A 20,398-nucleotide genomic window follows, 5' to 3' on the forward strand; every position below is an offset into this window, starting at 1 on the left:
TATTATGAAAAAAACAATGATTGTGGTTTTATCTTTTTTTGTTATCTCTCCAATTAAACTGGCGATTGCTGAAGGTCACTCTGCGTCTTCGCTCAATGAATGCCAGTCCCTCAAGGATGATTCAAAGCGATTGCAGTGCTTTGACTCCTTACCAAAAAGTACAGGCAACCAAGAGCCTGATGGCTTACAGGAAGGGTTGCCAGAGGGGGATGTTGGAGAGTGGAGCATCAACAAAGTGCAGTCGAAGATTGACGACTCATGGAATGTTTTTGTTAGTTTAAATTCCACAGGCACTATAAGAACTCGTTTCGGCGAGCAGATTTATCCGTCACTAAATGCTATGTGTCGCGAAGGTAAAACATATATTTATGTAGATTGGGGGCAATTCTTAGGCACCAATGAAATTCCCATGATACAGAGAATTGATTCCGAAAAAGTAATGCAAAAAACAATGCTTTTATCGACAGATAGTAAATCCGTTTTTTATCCGGGGAATGCAATCACATTTGCCAAAAAATTAATAGATAGCAAAAAAGTTTTTCTTAGAGTTACGCCTTATGGAGAGAACTCTGTAGATGCGACTTTCAATCTGGCTGGCTTATCGGAGGCCATTAAACCTCTTAGGCATGAGTGTAAATGGTGAGCAATAGCATATGACAGTTCGTAAACTCCCATCCGGCAAGTGGCTCTGCGAATGTTATCCATACGGTGCGTCAGGCAGGCGTGAGCGAAAGCAATTCGCGACGAAAGGTGAGGCGCTTTCATATGAGCGCCGTCTTGTGGGGCGGGCTAACGATACCGGGCTGACCGCCAGTACGCAGACTCTTTCTGAGCTGGTTTCACGTTGGTATGAAATGCACGGCAAGTCATTGGCATCAGGTGCAGAAAGAAAAGCCAAATTGGATGCAATCTGTGCCCGGCTTAATGACCCTTTGGTTGATACCTTCGATAAAAATATGTTTGCCGTGTATCGCGAGCGTAGGTTGCGTGGCGAATGGAATCCTAAAGGCAAAAAGCAACTCAAGGAAGCGACTGTAAACCGTGAATACTCATATCTTCATGCTGTCTTTTCTGAGCTCAAAAGGATGGGGGAATGGGTTAGGGAAAACCCACTTGATGGCATTCGCCAGTTCCGTGAAGGTGATCAGGAACTGGCGTTCCTGTATGAAGATGAGATCAAGCGACTGCTGGCATCATGTGACGAGTCTGCAAACCCCGACCTTGGCAAAGTCGTCCGCATCTGCCTTGCTACCGGTGCGCGATGGAGTGAAGCGCAGGACTTACGTCAATCACAGGTTATGCCAGGGCGAGTCACTTTCACTCAGACTAAGAGCAAAAAAAACCGCACGATACCTATCTCAAAAAAACTTCAGGAGTTGCTGCCACAGAAGAGAGGAAGTTTATTTTCACCCTGCTATGAAGCTTTTGCCTCTGCTCTAAAGAGAGCCGGGATTGAATTACCTTCCGGTCAGAGAACACACGTTTTAAGACATACCTTTGCCAGCCATTTTATGATGCGTGGCGGAAACATTCTGGTGCTTCAGCAGATCCTAGGTCACAGCTCGATCACGATGACAATGAGGTATGCGCATTTCGCTCCTGAGCATCTTGAAGCAGCAGTTAACCTGAACCCATTTGATAATATGAATGCCAAAGCTGAGGTGATATGAAAGTTTTAGTTACTTGTATGGAATGTTCTATGCTTGATTCTAAGAGAGAAATTATTATTTCAAGTGATTTGCTGAATGATGAGGGGTATTATTTTCATGTTTGTAAAAATGGACATAAGTCAGTTATAATTTCACAGACAATGAAATTTGAGGATCTTTTCGATAATGGTGCCAATGCAATAATAGATGGATATTATCGTGAGGGAGTTCTTTCTTTCGCTGCAAGTTTAGAAAGATTTTATGAATATTTTATTAAGGTTGTTATGGCTTCAAAGGTTAGTGATTTAAAAATAATCGAATTATCATGGGGCTGCGTGAAAAAACAATCTGAGAGGCAATTAGGTGCCTTCATTTTTACTTATGCTGCATTCTTTAATAGTAAGCCAGAAATTATAAGTGAAAAACTATTTAACTTAAGGAATAAGGTTGCGCATAATGGATATATCCCCAAAAGGAATGAAGCGATCAATTATGGTCAGTGTGTCATTGATCTCATAGTGCCAATTATCTTAAGGTTGAATGATGAATATAAAAAACAAGTTCTTGAAATGATTGATTTCAAGTTAATTTCTGGCAATGAGTATTTTATGGAGCAAAAAAAAATTCACGGGGATGATGTTCGGCGATCTATATCGCGGAGTACAACTATATTATCTCTCGCTAATGATGATTTAAAGACGTTAAATTTAAATGATGAATTAGATAAAATATTAAAGCGAAGGGAAAAGTTTGGTTTTTGAGGTGATTTGAAATGGCGATGAACTTACCCTAAGAGTAACATTTAGCAACTATGGCTTATTAATCTTCTCTTTAATATCATAAGGTTATGATTTATAAGATGCCTGCATATTTTTTAAAATCCCTCGGCTTATGGCTGTGTGGGTTCAAGTCCCACTCCGGGCACCATATTCGAAGTGCCGATTAAAACGAATAAAATCAAAGCAATATGTAGTAATGTCGTGAACCGCCCTTGGGCGGTTTTTTTGTTTCCGTCCTCAGTTTCCTAATACCCCTTCCTAATATTATTCTGCTTTCTTCTGCCCACCGACTACCGGAACCACCACAATCTTCCTGTCATATCGTGCCGTTTGTTCAACATTTTTATGGCCAGAAATAGCCTGCTTTTCATAGAGACTACCGGACAGATCAGAAATGCCTTTTGCTTTCAGATCGTGAAAAGTGAAGTTAAAGTCAATTTCAGGGAATGCGGCTTTCGCATCCTGTTTGGCTTTCAACCAACGGCTATTGAAACCATCCCGCGTATATTTGCTACCCGACGGCTGGTGGATGACATAGATAGTGCTCATGCCTGATTTTAGTGGAAGGGCGCTGCACGCTTTTATTACACTCTCAAGCCTTGGACTCCAGGCTTTTATCTGTGCAACACTCGTTTTGCTCTGCTTGATCAAGATACCTTCCTCGATCAGTTGGCCCTTCTTCATTTCAAGAACGTCAGCCTGACGTGCGCAGCAAAGGTAAGCCAGTTCCATAGCAACCTGGACTACGGGTGGTGAAACGCTGTAGAGGGCAGAGTATTCAGCGTTAGTAATATAACGGTCACGAGCCACCTCTTTAAACTGTTTAACGCCTTTGGTGGGGTTACCCTTTACCATTCCCCGCTCATAACCCCACCGGAACACGCGGGAGATAAAAGCTTTTTCGCGGTTAGCCTGCGTCCTACTTTTAAGTCCTCTTTTATCCATGTACTTGCGTATGTGTTCTGGCTTGATTGCATCTGGTGGCATTTTCCCGAAAACAGAAAGCACTTTAACTGAGTATTTTCTGTAGTCTTTCTGGGTTTCGAAGGACAGTTCAAAGAAATCAGCGGAAGTGAAAAAGCTCTCTGTAAGCCCTTCAAAAAAATCTTCATTCTTGCGATCGTTAATGAGCGCCTCGTACGCGCTCCACACTTCAGCCTGGGTAGAATCAAAGCCGCATAATCGTATAGCACCACCATTTTTTGGGTGGAACTCATATGCTGATCTGCCCCGGTATGTCCGGGGCGGCATCCATAAATCTGCTTTATTTGCCCGTGGTCGTGCCATTAATCCAATGCTCCAAAGTTTGGCTCGCAACCGTCATCAGTTTTAACTTTCCTCTGCGAAAGGGGATCGTTAAAGTGCCGCCATGTTGTGCGCGGTCGGCCGTCTCGCCGGATAATGAAAAATATCCCAGCTTCACGGAGGCTTTCGCATTGCTTTGAAGGAATTTTGTAGCCGGTCAAAGCAAAAATATCGGCATCAGAAATGATGTCGTTTTCTCCGTGTACTGCTGAAACGCTTTGGCTCATGGTTATCTCCCAATCCTGCTGCAACAGGTTAAAAAGCATCGTGACATGTCACACTGTTAATTTGAGTTCTTGCCATCCATTCGTTACCCAGCACGCCGCTTCACCGACACACGGGCAGCTGGTAACCGGTGCTTTGTCACCACACTTGCCGCAATGACCTACTATTTTTAGTAGGTGCTGTAGCTCGGCATTATCTCTACGGATGAGCATGGTCACGTACTCGTTAAGATCATACCGTTCCCGGCCGGGGCGACGGGCGGCGCAGTTCTGCTCCAGCATGGACAGTTCCTGCTGGTCGAGCTGCAGTTCCAGCTTGCGGGTGCCGGTGGCAGACTGCCTCGTCCGTTGCGCGGCTTTACGTTCTGCTGCGGACTTACCCATGATTGTCACCAGGGCTAAAGCAGATAGCTTCCGGGTCTTTATGAGTTGTGCTCACGCCGTGATGAATCCTGGCATTCATCCCTTCGCTGTAACCCAGCCATGCGGCCTGCTGGTGGCCATTACATTTTTTAGCCTCGCGTGTTTTAGCTTCCGCCACACCATCAGACTTCATCTTCTCTGAGTAAGCCTGCATATGCTGGCTCTGCTCCTCTGAAATAACCAATGCGCTAACGGCGTGATATGCACCGCCAGCCCATCCTTCACAAAATTTATCGGCCAGGGCAGTGACATTCTTCCGCGCATAACGCCTGAGGTGCGTGGCTTGATAATTTTTACGAGCGGCACGCAGCTGGCGGCTCAGCACGTCAAATGCGTACGCTGCAACAACGTCGCGGCCATCCTGCCCGAAGAAACTGACGACTCTTTTAGGTGTCCAGTTTGATGTCCTGCGCCATGAGAAGACACATTTCACAGCAAAGGCTTTCTCGATCGTTGCGGCCAGATGCGACATATAGAGAGGCATTTTCTGTGCATCGCTTGGCGCACCTTTGCTTGAGCTGGAACTGATCTCCGAGAAAGTCACTTCCGTGTCGCTGATACCGTGCTCACGCATGAAAGCCTGAGCCTTTGCAATCGCACTTGCTGCTTCTTCCGGGCTGCTGGTGTTATTGGCGAGGCGCATCAGCTTCTGGATTTTCGCCATGTACTTTTTACGAGCGTTATCATCACGCATGGCTATTCTCCCCAGTAGGTGAGTTCTTCGGCCACATGCCAGCAGGCATCGCCGATATCTTCAAAATCAGGCTCACCGCTGCGCTGGCGCTCTTCAACGGTGACTGCGGCGTTTGCCCGGCAGAACTCCTTCCACTGTTTGCGGCCACGTTTCCAACCGCGATGCCATCCCAGCGACTTTGTTTCAATCCGCCAGGCGCGGTTGGCTAGCTGCATTTGAGTTTTAGCCATGATGAACCTCACGAATAGCAGCGTGTACCGGCAGGAAGTTCAGGAAGGTATCCATAGCCTTACTGACCAGCTTTATATTGTTGTAGCGTTCGATGCCCCACACGATGGCGTAGCAGATCCACAGGTAGTGGTGGCTGTATTTCATGTTTGACCCCATGCCCTCAGAAATGTCGTACGAGCTTACGTTGTGAGGTAAGAAGGCATCGTTGAGCGCGTAATATGCATCCTTTTCATCACGGAAGCCGTTGCCGGTCAGTTCGCGAACAGCCTCTTTTGCGGTATCTGCGTCGTCCTCGTCTTCGCAATCAGCAAGGTAGCTTTCCAGCCACTCACGTATCCCTTTGTCGAACGCATCCCCGTCGAACTCGTAGCAAGGAGTGTCATGCCGACTGCGCCCAGTGCCAGATTCGAATTTTTCAGACCAGTAGCCGGGGTTAACTTCGAAGCTCTGGCGCTCCGCTGCGAAAAACTGGAACATGTCGGCAATGCGGCTGAACGTCCACGTACCCATATCGCCGGTGACGGTCAGATATCCCGGCCAGGTGACGATATCGAAGTAATAAGCGTTGGTGTTTGGGCGTGAGAAGCGCAGGTGACGATACAGGCCATCATCACGGATGACTTCCAACTGGTGGCTGCTTACATCACGGATAAAGCGGATCAAGTTAGACATTTGTCACCTCCCCGGCGCGGATGCGGGCGGCTACATCTGCGCAGATATTCGGCGCATCTAAAAAATAATCGTCATCTGATATCATCAGTTGCCGCACGCACTCGTCAGCACCCATCGCCCGCACTTCGCGCAGGATGGCGTCGGTGGCTGGCATATTTCCGGTAGCACTCATGGCAGCCAAGATGACCCGAACGCCATCCGCACCAACTTCTTCACTTATGGCGTCAGTGTTTGACTGGACGACATCGCAGAATGCTTGAACGGCATTTCTGGACGTTAAATTCTCAGCGGCCAGAGCCTGCAGTTGGTAGTTAAGATCATTACGCTCTTTCAACAGGGCAACATAATCAGCCAGGCTGACGAACGTCCCCTTATCATTGGGACGCATGATGGCCATCTCGTGATTCATGTGCATCTGGTAATCAGGCGAATAACGCTGAACGTTCACAGAAGAGGAAAGGACGAGCAGGGCATTAAACACGTCGATACGTCCGGCAGCTGCACGGAGCAGGGCGCTGATTTCAGGGAAAGAGAGTTTCAGCTCTTCTGCTTTGCCATACGCTTCTTTAACGAGTTCAGCGCTTGGCATATCGAGTAATGCTGTGTTTTTGCTGGTCATGTAATTAGCCTCCCGGCCATATTCAGGCTGCACGAATCCCTTGCCGAGATGGCAATAATTCAGCAAACCGAATTTATTAATAAGTGGGCTGGTGGGCGCTGCAACGCACCACATCAGCCTGTGATTCTCCCGAAGATTGTGCTGACAGGAGTTGAACCTGCATCAGGGGGATTAGACCTGACCATCACCGGATGCAACACAACGGAGAGAGCACTGCCATCTTTGCTAGTGAATATGCAGAGCGGCTGGCCAACCTCTTGCAATGCTCTCACCTGTTGTGTGCTGGGCTTGAACCAGCTCCCCTGTGTTTTTTGAGCCGCTCACAGGTACTCTGGGCTTTTAGCGGCAGTGTGATAAATCACTAATGCCCACTGAGGTTGTGGTGGCCGGTGCTGCTATCTTTCCGGCTTGTGCTGGTCAGGTTTTGCTTTCGCGTGTTTCACTCACTCATGACAACCATTGCACTGGCTATCGACCACTTAGCGCATCAGCCTGCGCATTCACCACAATGAAAAAGGCGCTTACTCCACGTCTCTAAAGCGTTCGAAAACACCCGCTTTGCAAACGCCCTTATCGTTGTGTTGGCGCGTCATACTGGATTCGAACCAGTGACCTACGGCTTAGAAGGCCGGTGCTCTATCCAGCTGAGCTAATGACGCTTAAAAAGGGCGGTTAACAGGGCTGAAAACTATCTACCCTGGGTGGCAATACCCTGCCAACCGCCAAGACTACACACAGCATTCGTACTACGGTGCATTACTAAGCCATCTCATTGCCGTCAGTATTCCAAGTAAAACTCATTTACCTTGCTGTGCGTTAAAGGTAATTAATGTTACATTCATCGTCAAGAGAAAAAGTAACAAAAGTTACCCTTTGAGGTAAAAAAATACCCGCACTAGCGGGCGTGGATTAAACTTCTTGCAGCACTTGTACGACTTTACCCAAAATCCTGCAGGTATCATCGCACTGGATGGGCTTGAACAGGGGATTGAGAGGCATCAAATATTTGTAAGGGCCATCCATCACCAATTTCTTCACTGTTGCCTCAGAGCTACCATCAGTGATTGCCACTACGATCTTACCATTCAAATCATCGAACGAACCATAATGAGGTTCGACAATCACGGTTGAACCTTCAGGAATACTGGGGTAACCATTGGGGTTTGTCATAGATTCACCTCGAACATCCAAGGCAAAAGAGTCATCTGAAACCTTCACGGTAGTAGAGCACCATCTAATTACATCACTCAATCGCGCTGCAGCGTATGAATCAGTCCATGCACCCGCCTGAACTGAAGATATCACTGGTACCGAAGTCAGCGGTGGAGAGACTGGTTTGAGCCTTGTGTCGTCCTTAACCTGATCCCCTGTTCCGTAGAGTATCCATTCTGGGCTGCATGAAAGGGCGAGTGCCAATTGATGGAGATTCTCGCCTGCAGGTTTAACGCTTCCATTCTCCCATTTAGTTACAGATACACGGCTAACGCCCAGCTGTTTAGCCAGCTGTAGCTGCGTGAGCTCCAACTGTGTGCGCCTCTGTCTGATTCGATCATTCATTTCGGTTTTCATGTAACCAATGTTACCCGAAACGACCGTAAAAGATGTTTGCTTCATTAGGTAACTTTTGTTACCTTCATCAAAATCAAAAAGAGGAGCCATAAATGTTTAAAAGCCTTGTCATCCAGCATTTCGGTGGCGTCGTAAAAACCGCTGATGCCTTAGGTATCAGACACCCAGCTATATCTCGCTGGGGTGACGTTATTCCCGAAAAACAGGCCATGCGTCTTGAGCGCATAACGAAGGGTGTTCTGCGGTATGACCCGTCACTTTATCAAAACAACCATAGCCAAAAGTCTTAACTCACATAACTACCAAAAGGGGAGTGAGATGGTGGATATCAAAGAGACAGTAAAAGCGATGTGCAAGGAATTTGCTGGTGGACGTTCTGCAATGGCGACTGCTCTTGGCATGAACATCGATCAGTTCAATAACAGCCTGTACGAAAAAAACAAATGCCGGTTCTTTTCCCATTCCGATCTGGAGTTGATGGAGGACTTGTCAGGCACTTGCCTGTTGGCCGAATACCAGGCCGCACGAAAAGGCTTGCTGACTATCAGCATTCCCGTACCTGAGCAGATGGACAACGTTGAGCTGTTCAGTCTTCAGATGCGTGCTGATGCTGCTCGCGGACTGGTTGCGCAGGCAAAGCTAGATGCTGAAGAAGATGGAATTGTTGATCGCAAGGAGATGAAACACGTCGGTACTCAGGTTCTTAATTACATGAAATATACGGCTAAAGGGCTTTTGGCGTGGGCGGCACTGCATGGCGCTCAGGCTGATGCGATTGAGTTACTGACAGCCAGAAAAGTTGAGGGCTACCAGTTTGCAGCTAGTAGCCCTCGGTGCGAATGATCTTGGGAGAACATCACATGAACAGTTTACTCATAAACGCTGGCATTCCGCAATTACGTTGTGTTTTCGCTGGTGGCCGTTTCGTCTATGTCGAAAAGGTATCTGTATCAACGCCAGCTGGCAACTACCAGCAGCCTGGCGCAGTGGTAGATGAATTGAAGGTTGCGGAGATTTTCCGGCAGGTAAACGCGCTGGCTGAGGTGAGGGTATGACCGAAGACAGTCAGAACCTCAAACGTACTTATCGCGACCATCGTGGCGTTCTTGTCCGCGTTGTGCGCTGGGATGCAGAAAAACAGCAGGTTATTTATCTGCGGGATGGCTACGAGCATGAGTGCATGCAGCCGCTGGAATTGCTCCGCAAGAAATTCACGAGGGTTTTATGAGCGTTAAATTATCTGCATTCGTCTGGGATGGTTGCGCTGCGGCCGGAATGAAGATCACCAGCGTGGCAATCATGGCTCGACTGGCTGACTTTTCCAATGATGAAGGCGTTTGCTGGCCGTCTGTAGCAACGATCGCCCGTCAGATTGGCGCGGGTCCGAGCACCGTACGCACCGCACTTGGAAAGCTTGAGCAGGATGGCTGGATAAGCAGAACAGCCCGCCGCAAGGGTAATCGCAACGGGTCGAACCTGTATCAGATAAACGTTAAGAAGCTGCGCGATGTTGCAATGTTTCACCTGTCAGAATCTGACACGTCAAATCCTGACACATCAAAATCTGACGCATCAGAATCTGACCGTTCAAAATCCGACGCATCAAATTTTGACCCGTCAGAAAACCCGTCCGCAGCAGGTTTTCACCCTCCAGAATCTGGGGGCGATCCGTCAGTAACTTCAAAACATGATCCATCAGATAAAAAGACTGTTGGTCGACCGGCTGCGCCAGCCGACAAGCAGCAGGCAGATTCTCTGAAAATTGATTATCAGGCTGTACTGGCTGGCTATCACGAAACCCTGCCAGAAATGCCAAAGGTAATCGGCCTCACTGACAAGCGACGCACTAGGCTCAATGGCCTCTGGAAGAAATTTGATTTCACCCAAGAGCGCTGGATGTCCTACCTACGTTTCATCGCCAAGAACTGCCGCTGGATGCTGGAAGACCGCCCCGATTCCAACACCGGCAAGACCTGGCGCAAAAAGAATTTCGATTACCTGATCACCGAAGACTGCTACATCGCCGTGAAAGAGGAACGCGCCAACGATCTGCCGAAGGTGGCGCAGGTAAACCACGCTGAGCGCGATGAAGCATTCAGCAGACTGGTTTCACAGGCCCGTAAGCCACAAAACGCGGTTGAAGAGTTTGCGAAAGCTGCAGCGAGTAAAGCGGGGCTGGGCCGGATGAATGAAGTTATGGCTCGTTCGGCGTGGAAGAGCATCTGGTCTGAATCGGTGCAGAAGGCGTCAGCCAAAGAAATGCAGAGGTCAGCATGAATATTCGTGAAAAAGCCGTTGAGTTCGTACGCAGTCACCCTGACAGCTCCGCAAAACAGATCGCCGATGGTGCCGGGATACCTCGCCGGGTGATTCAGACGTTGCTGGCCGAACTGTTGGTGTGTGAAGTGCTACAGCGCCACACGGTGAACAACAACCCGTATTCATACCGTCTGGTTCAAGAAGACGAATTTACTGAATCAAACCAGAAGTACCGCGCGCTGCGGGAAAAGGCGCTGTTTCGCGAGAAAGCAGGTTTGTGGCGTCGTGCTGCTCACTTTTGGTTGCTGGCGATGGACGCAGCGAAAGACGAGGAAACGAGAGGCCGTGCAGCTGCCCGCCGTGAGCATTGCATCAGCTGCGGCGGCGCACTTCGGACGCATCCTGAGGGCAGCAGCGTCAGCTCGGTATCAGTACCACATCTGGACCTCTGGAGAGACTTTTGAAAAGCAAAATTAAGGCTCACTTCAGCCGCAACGAGATTTTTTATCACAGCATCCAGACGGCATGCGTTCTGATTCTCACCCTGATTTTGGCACTGGTAATGGAGATGGTAAGCAAATGACAACTCTTTCGCAGATGTATAAACAAAAGGCCAAAAGTGGCAGCGAAATCACAACTAAGAAAACCTACATGGTTCCTTACAGCGAGTTGTATCTGGAGCCAGGCGACAACATCCGTCCACTGAATCAGGAGTGGGCCGAGCACATGCGTGATCTGTGGATTGCGGGTGCTGATCTTCCACCGCTGTCTGTAACCGTCACGGAGAAAGGCGTCAGGGTTGATGATGGTCAGCATCGCTATGTTGGTGCTGGTATGGCTATCGAGGCCGGAACCAATATCATCCGCATCGAGTGCCGGGATTTTATCGGTACTGAGCTGGAGCGTCTCGCACATCAGGCCGGTAGTAATGACAGCCTGCCAATCACGCCCATTCAGCGTGCGCAGCAATATAACCGGGCCAGAAAGCAGGGTTATGAAATTGCGGAAATATCAAAAGCCTTTCACCGGTCTGTATCTGACATTGAGAGTCACCTGCAGCTGCTGTCATCCGGCGAAGTGCTAATCGGCATGGTTGAGGCTGGAGAGGTTGCACCGACAACTGCAGTGGCGCTGTCACGCGAGCATGGCCCTAAAGCTGGCGCAGTAGCAGAACAGAAACTGGCTGAGGCTAAGGCGTCCGGCAAAAATAGACTGACCAAATCAGCGGCAATGCCTCAGTTCTCTGCAGCCAAGGCGCGTCGGCTAGTGGAGCTGATGGCCGCGTTTGAGTTCACTGATGATGGCTACACCGCACCGGATGAAGTTTATCTCGAAGCGATGGGAATCCTGGCTGAGTACCGTGAAAAGCATGGACAGCCACAGCCAGAAGTTAAACCGTCAACACCTGAAGCTGACGATGAATACCTGCCATTAACCAAACAGGACATTATCGATCACAGCGGTGTGGCAGTGTGGGCCTGCGCAGCAGCTGCGTTCGGTGAGAAGGATGAATACACCTTCAACGAATCAAAATACGCGCATACATGGGCAGCAGACTCAGTAGAAAACCCGCAGGTTGTGACTATTCCCGCTGATGCCATTCAGAGAGCGTTAGACCTGATTGAACAGCACGACAGCTCCAGCGCTCTGCGTGAGTGGGTCGATAAGACATACACCGACGAAGGCCAGCGCGAAGACATGTTTGATCGGTTCCTGACGGTGTACCGGGAGAACCGCACAGCCATTAAATCTGTACCGGCGTACCTGAACCTGCTGCAATGCACTCTCAGTTCAAGCTGGTCAAACATTCGCACGCTACGCTTAGCGATACGGCAAGCAATCTATGAACTAACTGATAAATCCGCTATCGCTAAAGCGAATTGATTTAGCGCCGAATAATTAAGTTGCAGCGCCTGGCGTCCCAAAGATGCCGGGCTTCACGGATATGGTTTTCCCCATTGTCAGTGATTCCTTTTTTACTAAGCGATTCAGAGATTAAAGCATTCGCATTTGCGACGCCAATCTGCTGATAAGTGAGTGCAAAATCGGTAGTTAATGTATCAGGAGATAATTTATAGGAGTACAGCACTTCTTCAGGCATTGTTTTTTTATAGATGTTCAGTGCTGATGATAATGACTCCCTAACATCTTCTCCATTTTTATCAAAATCGAACCCTTCCCCGGCAAGACCTGCACATTCGAAGACTGCCTGCATCTTTTCCAAAATCCCGAGTTTGACTGATGCAGTGGAAGTGCAAATGTTGAGTAGTATTAACGTAGCAATAAATAATTTTTTTCTCATTGAAATCTCACGTTTTGAGCATCTGTTCCATATGTGAATTTCACTATTCTTAAAGTGGGTTGTGCCAACTGTACCATGGCTAAAGATTCAGCCTGCGTTTATTTATTATTGCTCACGATTTTATAGGGGTATAGCAGTGTGACATGTCACGAAAAACAGTATTAACTAGCAATAAATTTCTAAGATGAATCGCTGTTTTGTGGTTGTGATGCCAGACTAGAACATGTAAATTTATACAGGCTGAAAATAGATAATAATTTCACGGATAGATTATGAATATTAAACACAGTGTTTTGTTAAGTGCAGTTTTATCCTTGTCAAGTTTCAGTGCCCTGGCCGCTGATTTTTCTGAGGCAGAAGTTTGTAAAGCTACAATCGCGTTCGAGTTCGGAAAGAACCCTGGCATTATCGATGCTGCCAGTGGAGACGGATATATTTCTCTTCAATATATCCGTCCGGACGACGAGACACTTTGGAAATACCACTGCAGAGTTCAGAGCGGCAACAAAATCTTGTGGCGTACAGCAGGTAGTGCTTCGGAGCCAAATTACATCGGGCGCTGGAGAAACGATCCTATGGACCCAACGATCACATATTCAGTTAGCGGTGATGGACTTACTATCACAGACAGCGAGATGGGTGATAAGAGCTTTAAGCGCTCTGAACTAAAGTAATACCAACCTGTGCCGTGCAGTTGCAGCTGTGCGGCATGAAAAAATTGGGAGAGCACATGAATCAGTTGTTAGTAATTGATGGCGTATCTGTACGTCAGGATAAAGACGGGCGTTACTGCCTGAATGATTTACACAATGCCGCTGGTGGGGTAGAGCGCCATAAGCCGAAGTTCTGGTTGAGCAATAATCAAACCCAGGAGCTTGTTCAAGAATTAATCGAGGGTGGAAATCCTCCCTCGGTCGAAATACAACCAGTCATTACCATTCGGGGTGGTCTTCAGCAGGGAACCTACGTTTGCAAGGAGCTGGTTTATTCCTATGCCATGTGGATCAGTGCTGCATTCCATCTGAAAGTTATTCGCACCTTTGACACCGTTGTGACCGGTCACGCTAATCATTCAGCGCACGACATGACACAGGCAGGCATCACGCTTATCGGGTTCATGCGGAAAGAGCTGAATCTCTCTAATTCCTCGGTGCTAGGCGCATGTCAGAAATTACAGAGTGCAGTCGGACTGCCAAATCTGGCACCGCAATACGCGATAGACGCACCCTCCGACGCCGTTGATGGCTCCAGTCGCCCTACAACATCCCTGACAACACTCCTTCGCGATAACCAACTGTCCGTTACCACAGCAGAGGCATACAAGCGCCTGCAGCACCTGGGCATCGTTGAGCGCCTGTCACGCCCCAGCAATTCCGCAACTGCCAGAAATGGCCGCAAAGAGTTCTGGTCGGTGACGGCTAAGGGCATGCGGTTCGGTAAGAACATGACCAGCCCCGGAAACCCAAGAGAGACGCAGCCGCATTTCTACACGTCAACTAAGGCAGAGCTTATCCGGTTGATGCTCACTTCTACAAAGGGGGAGTAATGCGAGCGATCCTTATGCCTTTCCGTGTTGAACAGCTTGGGACCGTGCTGTTAAAGCCGGGCAGCGAGGCTATGCCTTTGTTTCAGTCTGGCCGCGTCCTGATTAGCTCGCTGCCGGAGTTCATGCAGAGCCTGCCCTCAGGTCGTCTCGTGGACGTTGCTCAGCCGCTGCTGGATGATCCTGATGTTGTGATGTTCCTGTCTTCTGATGCGGTAATCAGTGCTGCTGGTGGCCGTGACGCGCTGGCAAGCTGGTTAACCTCACCACATCAACGCCACATCGGCACCGGATGCCAGAATAACGGGCTGGACCACAGCCACGGTCAAACCATTCTTAACATCGGTAAATCAGCAGTGAGGCTCTGCTATCAGTGCGACAACCGGCTGAGAGAGCAGGAGTCATCTCCGGCACTGGAAGCAACGGCACGCAGAAATGCCGCTGAATGGTTGCTGTATCGCGTGCAAACAGGTTTCCAGATGCCTGAGGGGCATCACGTCACACTGCCCGAAGTAACGCTGTGGGCTTCAATGAAAAACGTCGCAGACAAGATGCCTGACTCTCTGGCGCGGCGCGTTCTGAAGTTACCTGCACTACCAGCTCCACGCGGAACGCTGAAAGAGACAGATATCAGGCACGAGCCAGCTGCCGCTGCTGAACTGGCAGAGAAGGCTGCTCAGGTAGTTGCGCTGGCCATCGACCCGGAGACGCCAAAATCGTATTTGAAGAATCCAAAGCGCGAACGATGCGTTGACCCCAAATATACCCGTTGGGTTAAACGGCAGATGTGTTTGTGCTGCGGTAAGCAGGCTGATGATCCTCACCACATAATCGGATACGGATTGAGTGGTATGGGGACTAAAGCGCATGACTATTTCACGATGCCGCTTTGCAGGGCGCATCACGATGAACTTCATGCGGATGTAAAGGCGTTTGAAGAGAAGTACGGCTCCCAGACTGAGCTGGTTCTTCGCGTATTGGACAGAGCCCTGGCGATCGGTGTGATTGCCACGGGTAAAAAAATCTTGGGAGATAATAATGCGTGATATTCAGTATATTTTGGAATGCTGGGGCGGTTGGGCTGCCTCAGAAGGAGCAGGTGTAGACTATTCCCCTATAGCGGCTGGTTTCAAAGGACTCTTACCTTCGGAATCGAGTCGGCGGCTATCTTGTTCGGATAATGATGGGATCATCATCGACAGTTGCATTGCGAGGCTCAAAAAACTCAAACCTTCAGAATATGAACTTGTTGTAGCGCATTATCGCTACAACGTATCTTTGCGAGCTATTGCCCGTCGAAGAGCATGTTCAGATGGCACTGTCAGGAAAGAGATGCAGAGGGCGGAGGGGTTTGTTGATGGTGTACTCTGCGTTCTAAATGTAAAATTAGAGTTGGCTTGAAAAGAGCCCGGGGTTCCGGGCTCAAATCATAAGCTTGGGAAGATATTCCTCAAGAGATACCAACATCTCGAAAAGGTTACAAGAGACAACATGAATGCAGAAAAACCTAAAAGGATTAAAATAGAATCAGTCGGCTTTCCGAAAAAGGTATGCTCTGGAGCTATAAACATAGCTAACATTGGAAGCAAGCACGCTATTAAAAGTGTGTATCCTGTTGAGATCAAACGTCTAATGATCGGCGGCAAAACATTATTTTTCTTTAACGCATGAATTGCACCATCTTTACTTTGGCTGGAGCTAAAAATAGAGATAGCTGCCAAGATGAAGCCGAACAAAACGCCTGACACAGTAGAAAGCACGCCAGCAACACCCACAATTTCCGTGTGGTTTATCGTGCGAAAAAGTTTGCTACTGGCATACGCGATAGCCAATAGTAGCAACAGCTTGCATGACATCTGCCATAGTCCCTTCATTCGCTAGCCTCCCGGAACGCTACTCTGAATCAGGTAGTTCGTATTGAGCGAGATATTTACCATTGTCTATCTTAGCAGCTACCATGGCTATCCGGATATCAGACTCTGTTGGATATCCGCCGATGACATTGATAGTTTTTTTACCGATAAGAACCTGACCTAACAGGCTCTTTGGCTTGCTATCGCTGGGTTCGGTGACATCAGCCTTTTTGATGTTAAGACCACCGTTTCCGAATGGAAATAGCTCAATAAGTTCTTTAACTGCATCACCTACTTTGCCAGATAGATAGCTAAAACCGTCTTTTTTGGCTCTCGCTCTGCCACGCAAATTCAGTTTGAGGTATGTTCCACCCATCCCAACAACCATGTTGACAATGTCCTTGGTTAGGTTGTTCTCGAAATTATAGTTGGCTTGATTAAAATTTCGCGGTGCTGCGATGGTGAGATCAACACTTCTCAAAACGTTCCCTGTTTCAAGCAAGTCCTTAACATCTTCTTCTTTCCAGATAGCTTCGAATCGTATGTTTTCGAGTCCGCCTTGTTGGTATAAGGCAAAAGCAAAGTCATTAACCTTCGGCCCAAGGTGGTTAAGCGTTAATGCTAAAAGATCAGTCTTGTAGTAGTAAATAAAGTAGGTCCTTTCCACCACAGAATCAGTATCACCAAGAGTGATTGTCCTTTCCAATCCCGACTCATCTTCAATGAAGGGAAGAAGGGAGTGCCTCCTCCATGAGACATATCCGAAGAAAGTGTTAGATAATTCATCCTTCTCCAACAAGACAACTTTTAACCCTTTACCTTGCTTATCAACTGTGTAAGTTAATGGTAAGACGTCTTTATTAGCTGAGTGTAACTTTTCAAAAGCAGCTCTTGCTGCAAAAATGTGCTCTTTAGGTGCTTTGGGGCGTTCGGTACCCGTAAAGAAGCCAACCCTGATCTTGCGGGTTTTATTTTTATCATCCGTCATACCATGTTCCTATGTAACAAACGCGCTGTGAAGTCCGCACAAGTGGAATACTAAAATTTAGTTAATGATAAATGATTTATGCGTACGCAAAAAGACAATTATCATGATAAGAGTGGTTACTTCGACACACAGCTTAACCATCCAAACCTCGCCACTTGGCGGGGTTTTTCGTTTTCTTTGCCAGTGCTCTGCTGGTCGCATATCAACAAAATTATTTGAATCAGTTAGTGAGGCGAATAGCTCTGGCAATCGCCTCGCCTTGCATCTGATTTTCGTATTCCCTTTCATCCAACACACAGCGCCCAACCGGTAATCCCGGAGGTGAGAGAAATGCGTATGCCTAACAACCCCCATAATTGGGCTGAGTTCAGTGAAATTATTGCCGCGTGGTGGCGCGGAGATACGCCGGTTGGCTCAGTTCTACTGGCGTTTGTAATGGCCGTCTTGCGTATTGCCTACACTGGCGGCGGCTGGAAAAAAATGGTGTTAGAGGGATTGCTTTGCGGTGCTCTGACTCTGAGCGTTGCCTCTGGCCTTGAATATCTAGAGCTTTCTCGCTCCCTGTCGATCGCCATTGGCGGTGGTATCGGCTTTATCGGGGTGGAGCAGTTCCGAAAAGTTCTTCTCGCCATTCTGAATACCCGCTTCGGAAATTCTCCAAGGGCTTAACCATGAACCAATCACAATTTCAACGGGCGGCTGGCATCAGTGCCGGGATAGCTGCGCGCTGGTTTACGCACATTGATGCAGCAATGACCGAGTTTGGCATCAACAGTCCAATAGCTAAGGCGATGTTTATTGCTCAGGTTGGCCATGAGTCCAACGGCTTCAGTGCCACGCGTGAGAGCTTCAATTACAGCGTACAGGCTCTGATTGTCACGTTCGTACCAAAGCGCCTTACAAAAGACCAGGCGCTGACGCTGGGCAGAAAGCCGGGTGAAAGCGCTTTACCAGTCGAACGACAGAAAGCCATTGCAAATCTGGTGTACCAGAAGCGATTCGGCAACAACCTGCCGGGTGATGGCTGGAAATATCGCGGCGGTGGACTGATTCAGACCACGTTCCTGGATAATTACCGTACAACCGGCAACGCCATAAAAGTTGACCTCGTCAGCCAGCCGGAACTGCTTGAACTGGAGCAGAACGCAGCCCGCAGTGCTGCATGGTTCTTTGTTTCGAAAGGCTGCATGAACTGGTTGCACAGTATCGAAAACGTAACCCGGATAATTAACGGTGGGACTAACGGTCTTGATGACCGCAAAGCCCGCTTCAAACTGGCAAAAAGCATTCTCGTATAAGGAGTCTTATGAACTACCTGATCAATCGCCTGAAAGAGGCATCAACCTGGCGTGGCATCATTCTCGTTGTCGCAGGTGTATTTGGCTGGCAGATGCCGCCTGGCATTCAGGAAACGGTCATTGCCGGTGGTGTGGCGCTGGCTGGTGTGGTCGGTGCTGTGGTGCCAGATAGCGTGAAAAAGTGAGCTCAGGCCAATAATTAAAATTGGCCTGATGAAATAATTACTGAGTGCTTTTCTGAATCGCTTTACCGCCTGCTGAGATATCTTCTCCGACTCCGCGAGTAGTGTTGCAGGCAGTTAATACAGAAGAAAGAACAACGACAGAGAGGATGGATAAGACGAATTTTTTCATCTGAACTTCCTTTTAACGATTGTTGAATAACCGAAATTTGGTCCTGGTTTCCAAGGGGTGTCAGACCTCATTAATCAATCATGAAAGGCTGATATATGGGGGACGCCTTATGGATTTACCGGAAGATGAGCTATCGGAATAAATTAAGTGCTGCGCTGTTTTGTATCTGAAAAAAAACCGCGTCAGGTAAGGGGTGAAAACTCTGACGCGGTACTTTCAAAGAAAACAACAATAACGAATTCCAGATAGACAAGATAAGTAATAGCGGATAATTCTTACATTTCCAGCTACGTATGAAATATTTTGAAAAATATTTCCAAGTCCTGCCTGCCGAGGTATCTATGACTGAAATTACAACTGAACAGACCAACCAGCTGGAACTGCTTGCCACGCTGGGCTATGACACTGCAGCAACAAAGGTGGCTGTAGCATTCATTCAGAACGACCCGTTTAAACATCGCCTGTTCATCCAGCAGTTCAACCGCGTATTTGGAGAGGCCGAGCTGGTAGCCCGTGCCACGAAAGCAGTGCAGGAATCAGTCGAAGCACTGGCCGTAATCAACGACACCACACCTGCGGCAGAATAATTAGCCCTCACCGGGTCAGTCAGCTTTGAGAGTTCTATGCCTAAGTCCATACCCCGCGCATGCCGTAAACATGGCTGCGCAGCCACTACGACCGATCGTTCAGGATATTGCGTAACACATCGTAATACTGGATGGGAACAACATCAGCAGGGCAAGAGCAGGCATGAACGCGGGTATGGAAGCAAGTGGGATATTATCCGCGCCCGCGTTCTCAGTCGTGATAAACATCTTTGTCAGTCATGCACGAAGCTGGGACGTGCAAAAGCGGCATCAACCGTTGACCACATTATTCCCAAGGCACACGGCGGAACGGATGACGATCGTAATCTGCAATCACTTTGCTGGGCATGCCACAGGAGCAAAACGGCCACTGAAAGAGCCAAATGAGAATTGTTATCGTCTAATTCTTTTTTGGGGGAGGGGCGGGGAAAATCTCTGGAGCCTTTCGCCTAAAGGACCGCCGCCTAACCTTTTTTTACACCGCCGCAGGTTAGAAAACCTTTTTTTAGGTTCTGACCCGGCTTCATTAATAGGAGTTTTCGATTATGCCAGGACCGCCGAAAACCCCGACACACCTTGCTTTGGTGAAGGGGAATCCGTCAAAACGCCCGATCAATAAAGACGAACCAAAACCCCCTTCAGGGGTACCCCCAATTCCGAAGCATTTTGACCGACAGGGTAAGTACTGGTTTAAGCGGATCGGAGAAGAGCTGGACGCGATCGGCGTCATTACCCAGTTGGATGCGCGGGCTCTTGAATTACTGGTCGAGGCTTATACCGAGTACCGCCATCACTGCGACACCCTGGACCGTGAAGGTTACACCTATGCCGTTTACAGCGAGGATGAACCTGATGAGGGGAAGGAGCGTGAGGTCAGAATGATAAAGCCTCATCCGGCTTCTTTCATGAAGTCCGATGCCTGGAAGCGTGTCAGGGCAATGCTTGGTGAGTTCGGCATGACGCCAGCGACTCGTTCTAAAGTTGCGGGCAAAGGGGCTTCTGAAGTTGACCCTCTGGATGCATTTCTTAATAAAAAGCGCAAATGATGA

32 protein-coding genes and 1 tRNA gene are annotated in these 20,398 nt (G+C 48.4%); 20 read left to right on the forward strand and 13 right to left on the reverse strand.

What is annotated here, in order from left to right:
• Positions 1-4 precede the first annotated feature (4 nt).
• The 3 genes from IBT47_RS10495 to IBT47_RS10505 are packed head-to-tail and all read left to right on the forward strand — an operon-like array spanning position 5 to position 2,410.
• Positions 5-643, forward strand: a complete 639-nt coding sequence (locus IBT47_RS10495) for a type VI secretion system-associated protein TagO (RefSeq protein WP_200560404.1) — start codon at positions 5-7, stop codon at positions 641-643.
• Between the two features lie 10 nt (positions 644-653).
• Positions 654-1,670: a tyrosine-type recombinase/integrase gene (locus tag IBT47_RS10500; protein ID WP_200560405.1), complete on the forward strand. Its 1,017-nt coding sequence runs from the start codon at positions 654-656 to the stop codon at positions 1,668-1,670.
• 29 nt (positions 1,671-1,699) lie between these two features.
• The gene (locus IBT47_RS10505; protein ID WP_200560406.1) at positions 1,700-2,410 is read left to right on the forward strand and encodes a hypothetical protein; all 711 of its coding nucleotides are present in this window, start codon (positions 1,700-1,702) and stop codon (positions 2,408-2,410) included.
• A gap of 282 nt (positions 2,411-2,692) precedes the next feature.
• Here the strand turns inward: IBT47_RS10505 and IBT47_RS10510 are convergent, their stop codons facing one another.
• The 9 genes from IBT47_RS10510 to IBT47_RS10550 form a co-directional block, all read right to left on the reverse strand.
• Positions 2,693-3,715: a tyrosine-type recombinase/integrase gene (locus IBT47_RS10510; protein ID WP_200560407.1), complete on the reverse strand. Its 1,023-nt coding sequence runs from the start codon at positions 3,713-3,715 to the stop codon at positions 2,693-2,695.
• Complete coding sequence (locus tag IBT47_RS10515) at positions 3,715-3,960, reverse strand: DUF4224 domain-containing protein (protein WP_105595615.1); 246 nt, start codon at positions 3,958-3,960, stop codon at positions 3,715-3,717. The genes IBT47_RS10510 and IBT47_RS10515 overlap by 1 nt, the downstream gene beginning before the upstream one ends.
• Before the next feature lie 48 nt (positions 3,961-4,008).
• The gene (locus tag IBT47_RS10520) at positions 4,009-4,341 is read right to left on the reverse strand and encodes a hypothetical protein (protein ID WP_200560408.1); all 333 of its coding nucleotides are present in this window, start codon (positions 4,339-4,341) and stop codon (positions 4,009-4,011) included.
• Positions 4,334-5,074 carry a DUF2786 domain-containing protein gene (locus IBT47_RS10525; protein WP_200560409.1) on the reverse strand — a complete coding sequence of 247 codons (741 nt, stop codon included), beginning with the start codon at positions 5,072-5,074 and terminating at the stop codon, positions 4,334-4,336. Before IBT47_RS10525 ends, IBT47_RS10520 begins: the two co-directional genes overlap by 8 nt.
• A gap of 2 nt (positions 5,075-5,076) precedes the next feature.
• Positions 5,077-5,304: a hypothetical protein gene (locus IBT47_RS10530; protein WP_200560410.1), complete on the reverse strand. Its 228-nt coding sequence runs from the start codon at positions 5,302-5,304 to the stop codon at positions 5,077-5,079.
• Complete coding sequence (locus IBT47_RS10535) at positions 5,297-5,977, reverse strand: hypothetical protein (protein WP_200560411.1); 681 nt, start codon at positions 5,975-5,977, stop codon at positions 5,297-5,299. The genes IBT47_RS10530 and IBT47_RS10535 overlap by 8 nt, the downstream gene beginning before the upstream one ends.
• Positions 5,970-6,710, reverse strand: coding sequence for a hypothetical protein (locus tag IBT47_RS27070; RefSeq protein ID WP_234471833.1), 741 nt, complete (start codon positions 6,708-6,710; stop codon positions 5,970-5,972). Before IBT47_RS27070 ends, IBT47_RS10535 begins: the two co-directional genes overlap by 8 nt.
• 468 nt (positions 6,711-7,178) lie before the next feature.
• Positions 7,179-7,255, reverse strand: a tRNA-Arg gene (locus IBT47_RS10545).
• Between the two features lie 250 nt (positions 7,256-7,505).
• Positions 7,506-8,165: a LexA family transcriptional regulator gene (locus IBT47_RS10550; protein ID WP_200560494.1), complete on the reverse strand. Its 660-nt coding sequence runs from the start codon at positions 8,163-8,165 to the stop codon at positions 7,506-7,508.
• 92 nt (positions 8,166-8,257) lie between these two features.
• On the opposite strand from IBT47_RS10550, the gene IBT47_RS10555 reads away from it, so the two are divergent.
• The 7 genes from IBT47_RS10555 to IBT47_RS10585 all read left to right on the forward strand — a co-directional run bounded on the left by IBT47_RS10555 (position 8,258) and on the right by IBT47_RS10585 (position 12,308).
• Positions 8,258-8,455, forward strand: coding sequence for a Cro/CI family transcriptional regulator (locus IBT47_RS10555; protein ID WP_200560412.1), 198 nt, complete (start codon positions 8,258-8,260; stop codon positions 8,453-8,455).
• A 28-nt stretch (positions 8,456-8,483) separates the two neighbouring features.
• The gene (locus IBT47_RS10560; RefSeq protein ID WP_200560413.1) at positions 8,484-9,008 is read left to right on the forward strand and encodes a YmfL family putative regulatory protein; all 525 of its coding nucleotides are present in this window, start codon (positions 8,484-8,486) and stop codon (positions 9,006-9,008) included.
• A 17-nt stretch (positions 9,009-9,025) separates the two neighbouring features.
• Positions 9,026-9,220, forward strand: a complete 195-nt coding sequence (locus IBT47_RS10565) for a hypothetical protein (RefSeq protein WP_200560414.1) — start codon at positions 9,026-9,028, stop codon at positions 9,218-9,220.
• A complete protein-coding gene (locus tag IBT47_RS10570; RefSeq protein WP_200560415.1) occupies positions 9,217-9,393 on the forward strand; it encodes a DUF4222 domain-containing protein in 177 nt (58 codons plus the stop codon). Before IBT47_RS10565 ends, IBT47_RS10570 begins: the two co-directional genes overlap by 4 nt.
• Positions 9,390-10,442, forward strand: a complete 1,053-nt coding sequence (locus IBT47_RS10575) for a helix-turn-helix domain-containing protein (RefSeq protein WP_200560416.1) — start codon at positions 9,390-9,392, stop codon at positions 10,440-10,442. The genes IBT47_RS10570 and IBT47_RS10575 overlap by 4 nt, the downstream gene beginning before the upstream one ends.
• On the forward strand, positions 10,439-10,888 hold the full coding sequence (locus tag IBT47_RS10580) for a PerC family transcriptional regulator (RefSeq protein ID WP_200560417.1): 450 nt from the start codon (positions 10,439-10,441) through the stop codon (positions 10,886-10,888). The genes IBT47_RS10575 and IBT47_RS10580 overlap by 4 nt, the downstream gene beginning before the upstream one ends.
• A gap of 61 nt (positions 10,889-10,949) precedes the next feature.
• Positions 10,950-12,308 (forward strand): chromosome partitioning protein ParB, encoded by a 1,359-nt coding sequence (locus IBT47_RS10585; RefSeq protein ID WP_234471834.1) that lies wholly within the window; start codon positions 10,950-10,952, stop codon positions 12,306-12,308.
• A gap of 1 nt (position 12,309) precedes the next feature.
• Here IBT47_RS10585 and IBT47_RS10590 read toward each other — a convergent pair whose 3' ends face one another.
• Positions 12,310-12,726: a hypothetical protein gene (locus tag IBT47_RS10590; RefSeq protein ID WP_200560419.1), complete on the reverse strand. Its 417-nt coding sequence runs from the start codon at positions 12,724-12,726 to the stop codon at positions 12,310-12,312.
• 272 nt (positions 12,727-12,998) lie between these two features.
• Here IBT47_RS10590 and IBT47_RS10595 point away from each other — a divergent pair, with 272 nt between their 5' ends.
• The 4 genes from IBT47_RS10595 to IBT47_RS10610 are packed head-to-tail and all read left to right on the forward strand — an operon-like array spanning position 12,999 to position 15,670.
• Positions 12,999-13,400 carry a hypothetical protein gene (locus tag IBT47_RS10595; protein ID WP_200560420.1) on the forward strand — a complete coding sequence of 134 codons (402 nt, stop codon included), beginning with the start codon at positions 12,999-13,001 and terminating at the stop codon, positions 13,398-13,400.
• Positions 13,401-13,456: 56 nt separating this feature from the next.
• Positions 13,457-14,272: a KilA-N domain-containing protein gene (locus IBT47_RS10600; RefSeq protein WP_200560421.1), complete on the forward strand. Its 816-nt coding sequence runs from the start codon at positions 13,457-13,459 to the stop codon at positions 14,270-14,272.
• Positions 14,272-15,315 carry a DUF968 domain-containing protein gene (locus IBT47_RS10605; protein WP_200560422.1) on the forward strand — a complete coding sequence of 348 codons (1,044 nt, stop codon included), beginning with the start codon at positions 14,272-14,274 and terminating at the stop codon, positions 15,313-15,315. Before IBT47_RS10600 ends, IBT47_RS10605 begins: the two co-directional genes overlap by 1 nt.
• Complete coding sequence (locus IBT47_RS10610) at positions 15,308-15,670, forward strand: antiterminator Q family protein (RefSeq protein WP_200560423.1); 363 nt, start codon at positions 15,308-15,310, stop codon at positions 15,668-15,670. Before IBT47_RS10605 ends, IBT47_RS10610 begins: the two co-directional genes overlap by 8 nt.
• A gap of 26 nt (positions 15,671-15,696) precedes the next feature.
• Here the strand turns inward: IBT47_RS10610 and IBT47_RS10615 are convergent, their stop codons facing one another.
• Both IBT47_RS10615 and IBT47_RS10620 read right to left on the reverse strand, forming a co-directional pair.
• On the reverse strand, positions 15,697-16,143 hold the full coding sequence (locus tag IBT47_RS10615) for a hypothetical protein (protein ID WP_200560424.1): 447 nt from the start codon (positions 16,141-16,143) through the stop codon (positions 15,697-15,699).
• Positions 16,144-16,162: 19 nt separating this feature from the next.
• Entirely contained in the window at positions 16,163-17,110 is a 948-nt protein-coding gene (locus IBT47_RS10620) for a hypothetical protein (protein ID WP_200560425.1), read from the reverse strand.
• A 330-nt stretch (positions 17,111-17,440) separates the two neighbouring features.
• Here IBT47_RS10620 and IBT47_RS10625 point away from each other — a divergent pair, with 330 nt between their 5' ends.
• The 3 genes from IBT47_RS10625 to IBT47_RS10635 are packed head-to-tail and all read left to right on the forward strand — an operon-like array spanning position 17,441 to position 18,593.
• A complete protein-coding gene (locus tag IBT47_RS10625) occupies positions 17,441-17,779 on the forward strand; it encodes a phage holin, lambda family (RefSeq protein WP_200546792.1) in 339 nt (112 codons plus the stop codon).
• 2 nt (positions 17,780-17,781) lie between these two features.
• Positions 17,782-18,408 (forward strand): glycoside hydrolase family 19 protein, encoded by a 627-nt coding sequence (locus IBT47_RS10630; protein ID WP_200560426.1) that lies wholly within the window; start codon positions 17,782-17,784, stop codon positions 18,406-18,408.
• An 8-nt stretch (positions 18,409-18,416) separates the two neighbouring features.
• Entirely contained in the window at positions 18,417-18,593 is a 177-nt protein-coding gene (locus IBT47_RS10635) for a hypothetical protein (RefSeq protein ID WP_200546971.1), read from the forward strand.
• A gap of 37 nt (positions 18,594-18,630) precedes the next feature.
• On the opposite strand, the gene IBT47_RS10640 is transcribed toward IBT47_RS10635, so the two are convergent.
• Positions 18,631-18,762 carry an entericidin A/B family lipoprotein gene (locus tag IBT47_RS10640; protein WP_200546795.1) on the reverse strand — a complete coding sequence of 44 codons (132 nt, stop codon included), beginning with the start codon at positions 18,760-18,762 and terminating at the stop codon, positions 18,631-18,633.
• Between the two features lie 293 nt (positions 18,763-19,055).
• On the opposite strand from IBT47_RS10640, the gene IBT47_RS10645 reads away from it, so the two are divergent.
• The 3 genes from IBT47_RS10645 to IBT47_RS10655 all read left to right on the forward strand — a co-directional run bounded on the left by IBT47_RS10645 (position 19,056) and on the right by IBT47_RS10655 (position 20,395).
• Entirely contained in the window at positions 19,056-19,349 is a 294-nt protein-coding gene (locus IBT47_RS10645) for a DUF2560 family protein (RefSeq protein ID WP_370569883.1), read from the forward strand.
• A gap of 36 nt (positions 19,350-19,385) precedes the next feature.
• A complete protein-coding gene (locus IBT47_RS10650; protein ID WP_200560427.1) occupies positions 19,386-19,736 on the forward strand; it encodes an HNH endonuclease in 351 nt (116 codons plus the stop codon).
• Positions 19,737-19,894: 158 nt separating this feature from the next.
• The gene (locus IBT47_RS10655) at positions 19,895-20,395 is read left to right on the forward strand and encodes a phage terminase small subunit P27 family (protein ID WP_200546798.1); all 501 of its coding nucleotides are present in this window, start codon (positions 19,895-19,897) and stop codon (positions 20,393-20,395) included.
• The last annotated feature ends 3 nt before the right edge of the window (positions 20,396-20,398 follow it).

The sequence above is a fragment of the Erwinia sp. S43 genome (genome assembly GCF_016624745.1).
In the GTDB taxonomy this organism is placed as follows: Bacteria; Pseudomonadota; Gammaproteobacteria; order Enterobacterales; family Enterobacteriaceae; genus Erwinia; species Erwinia coffeiphila.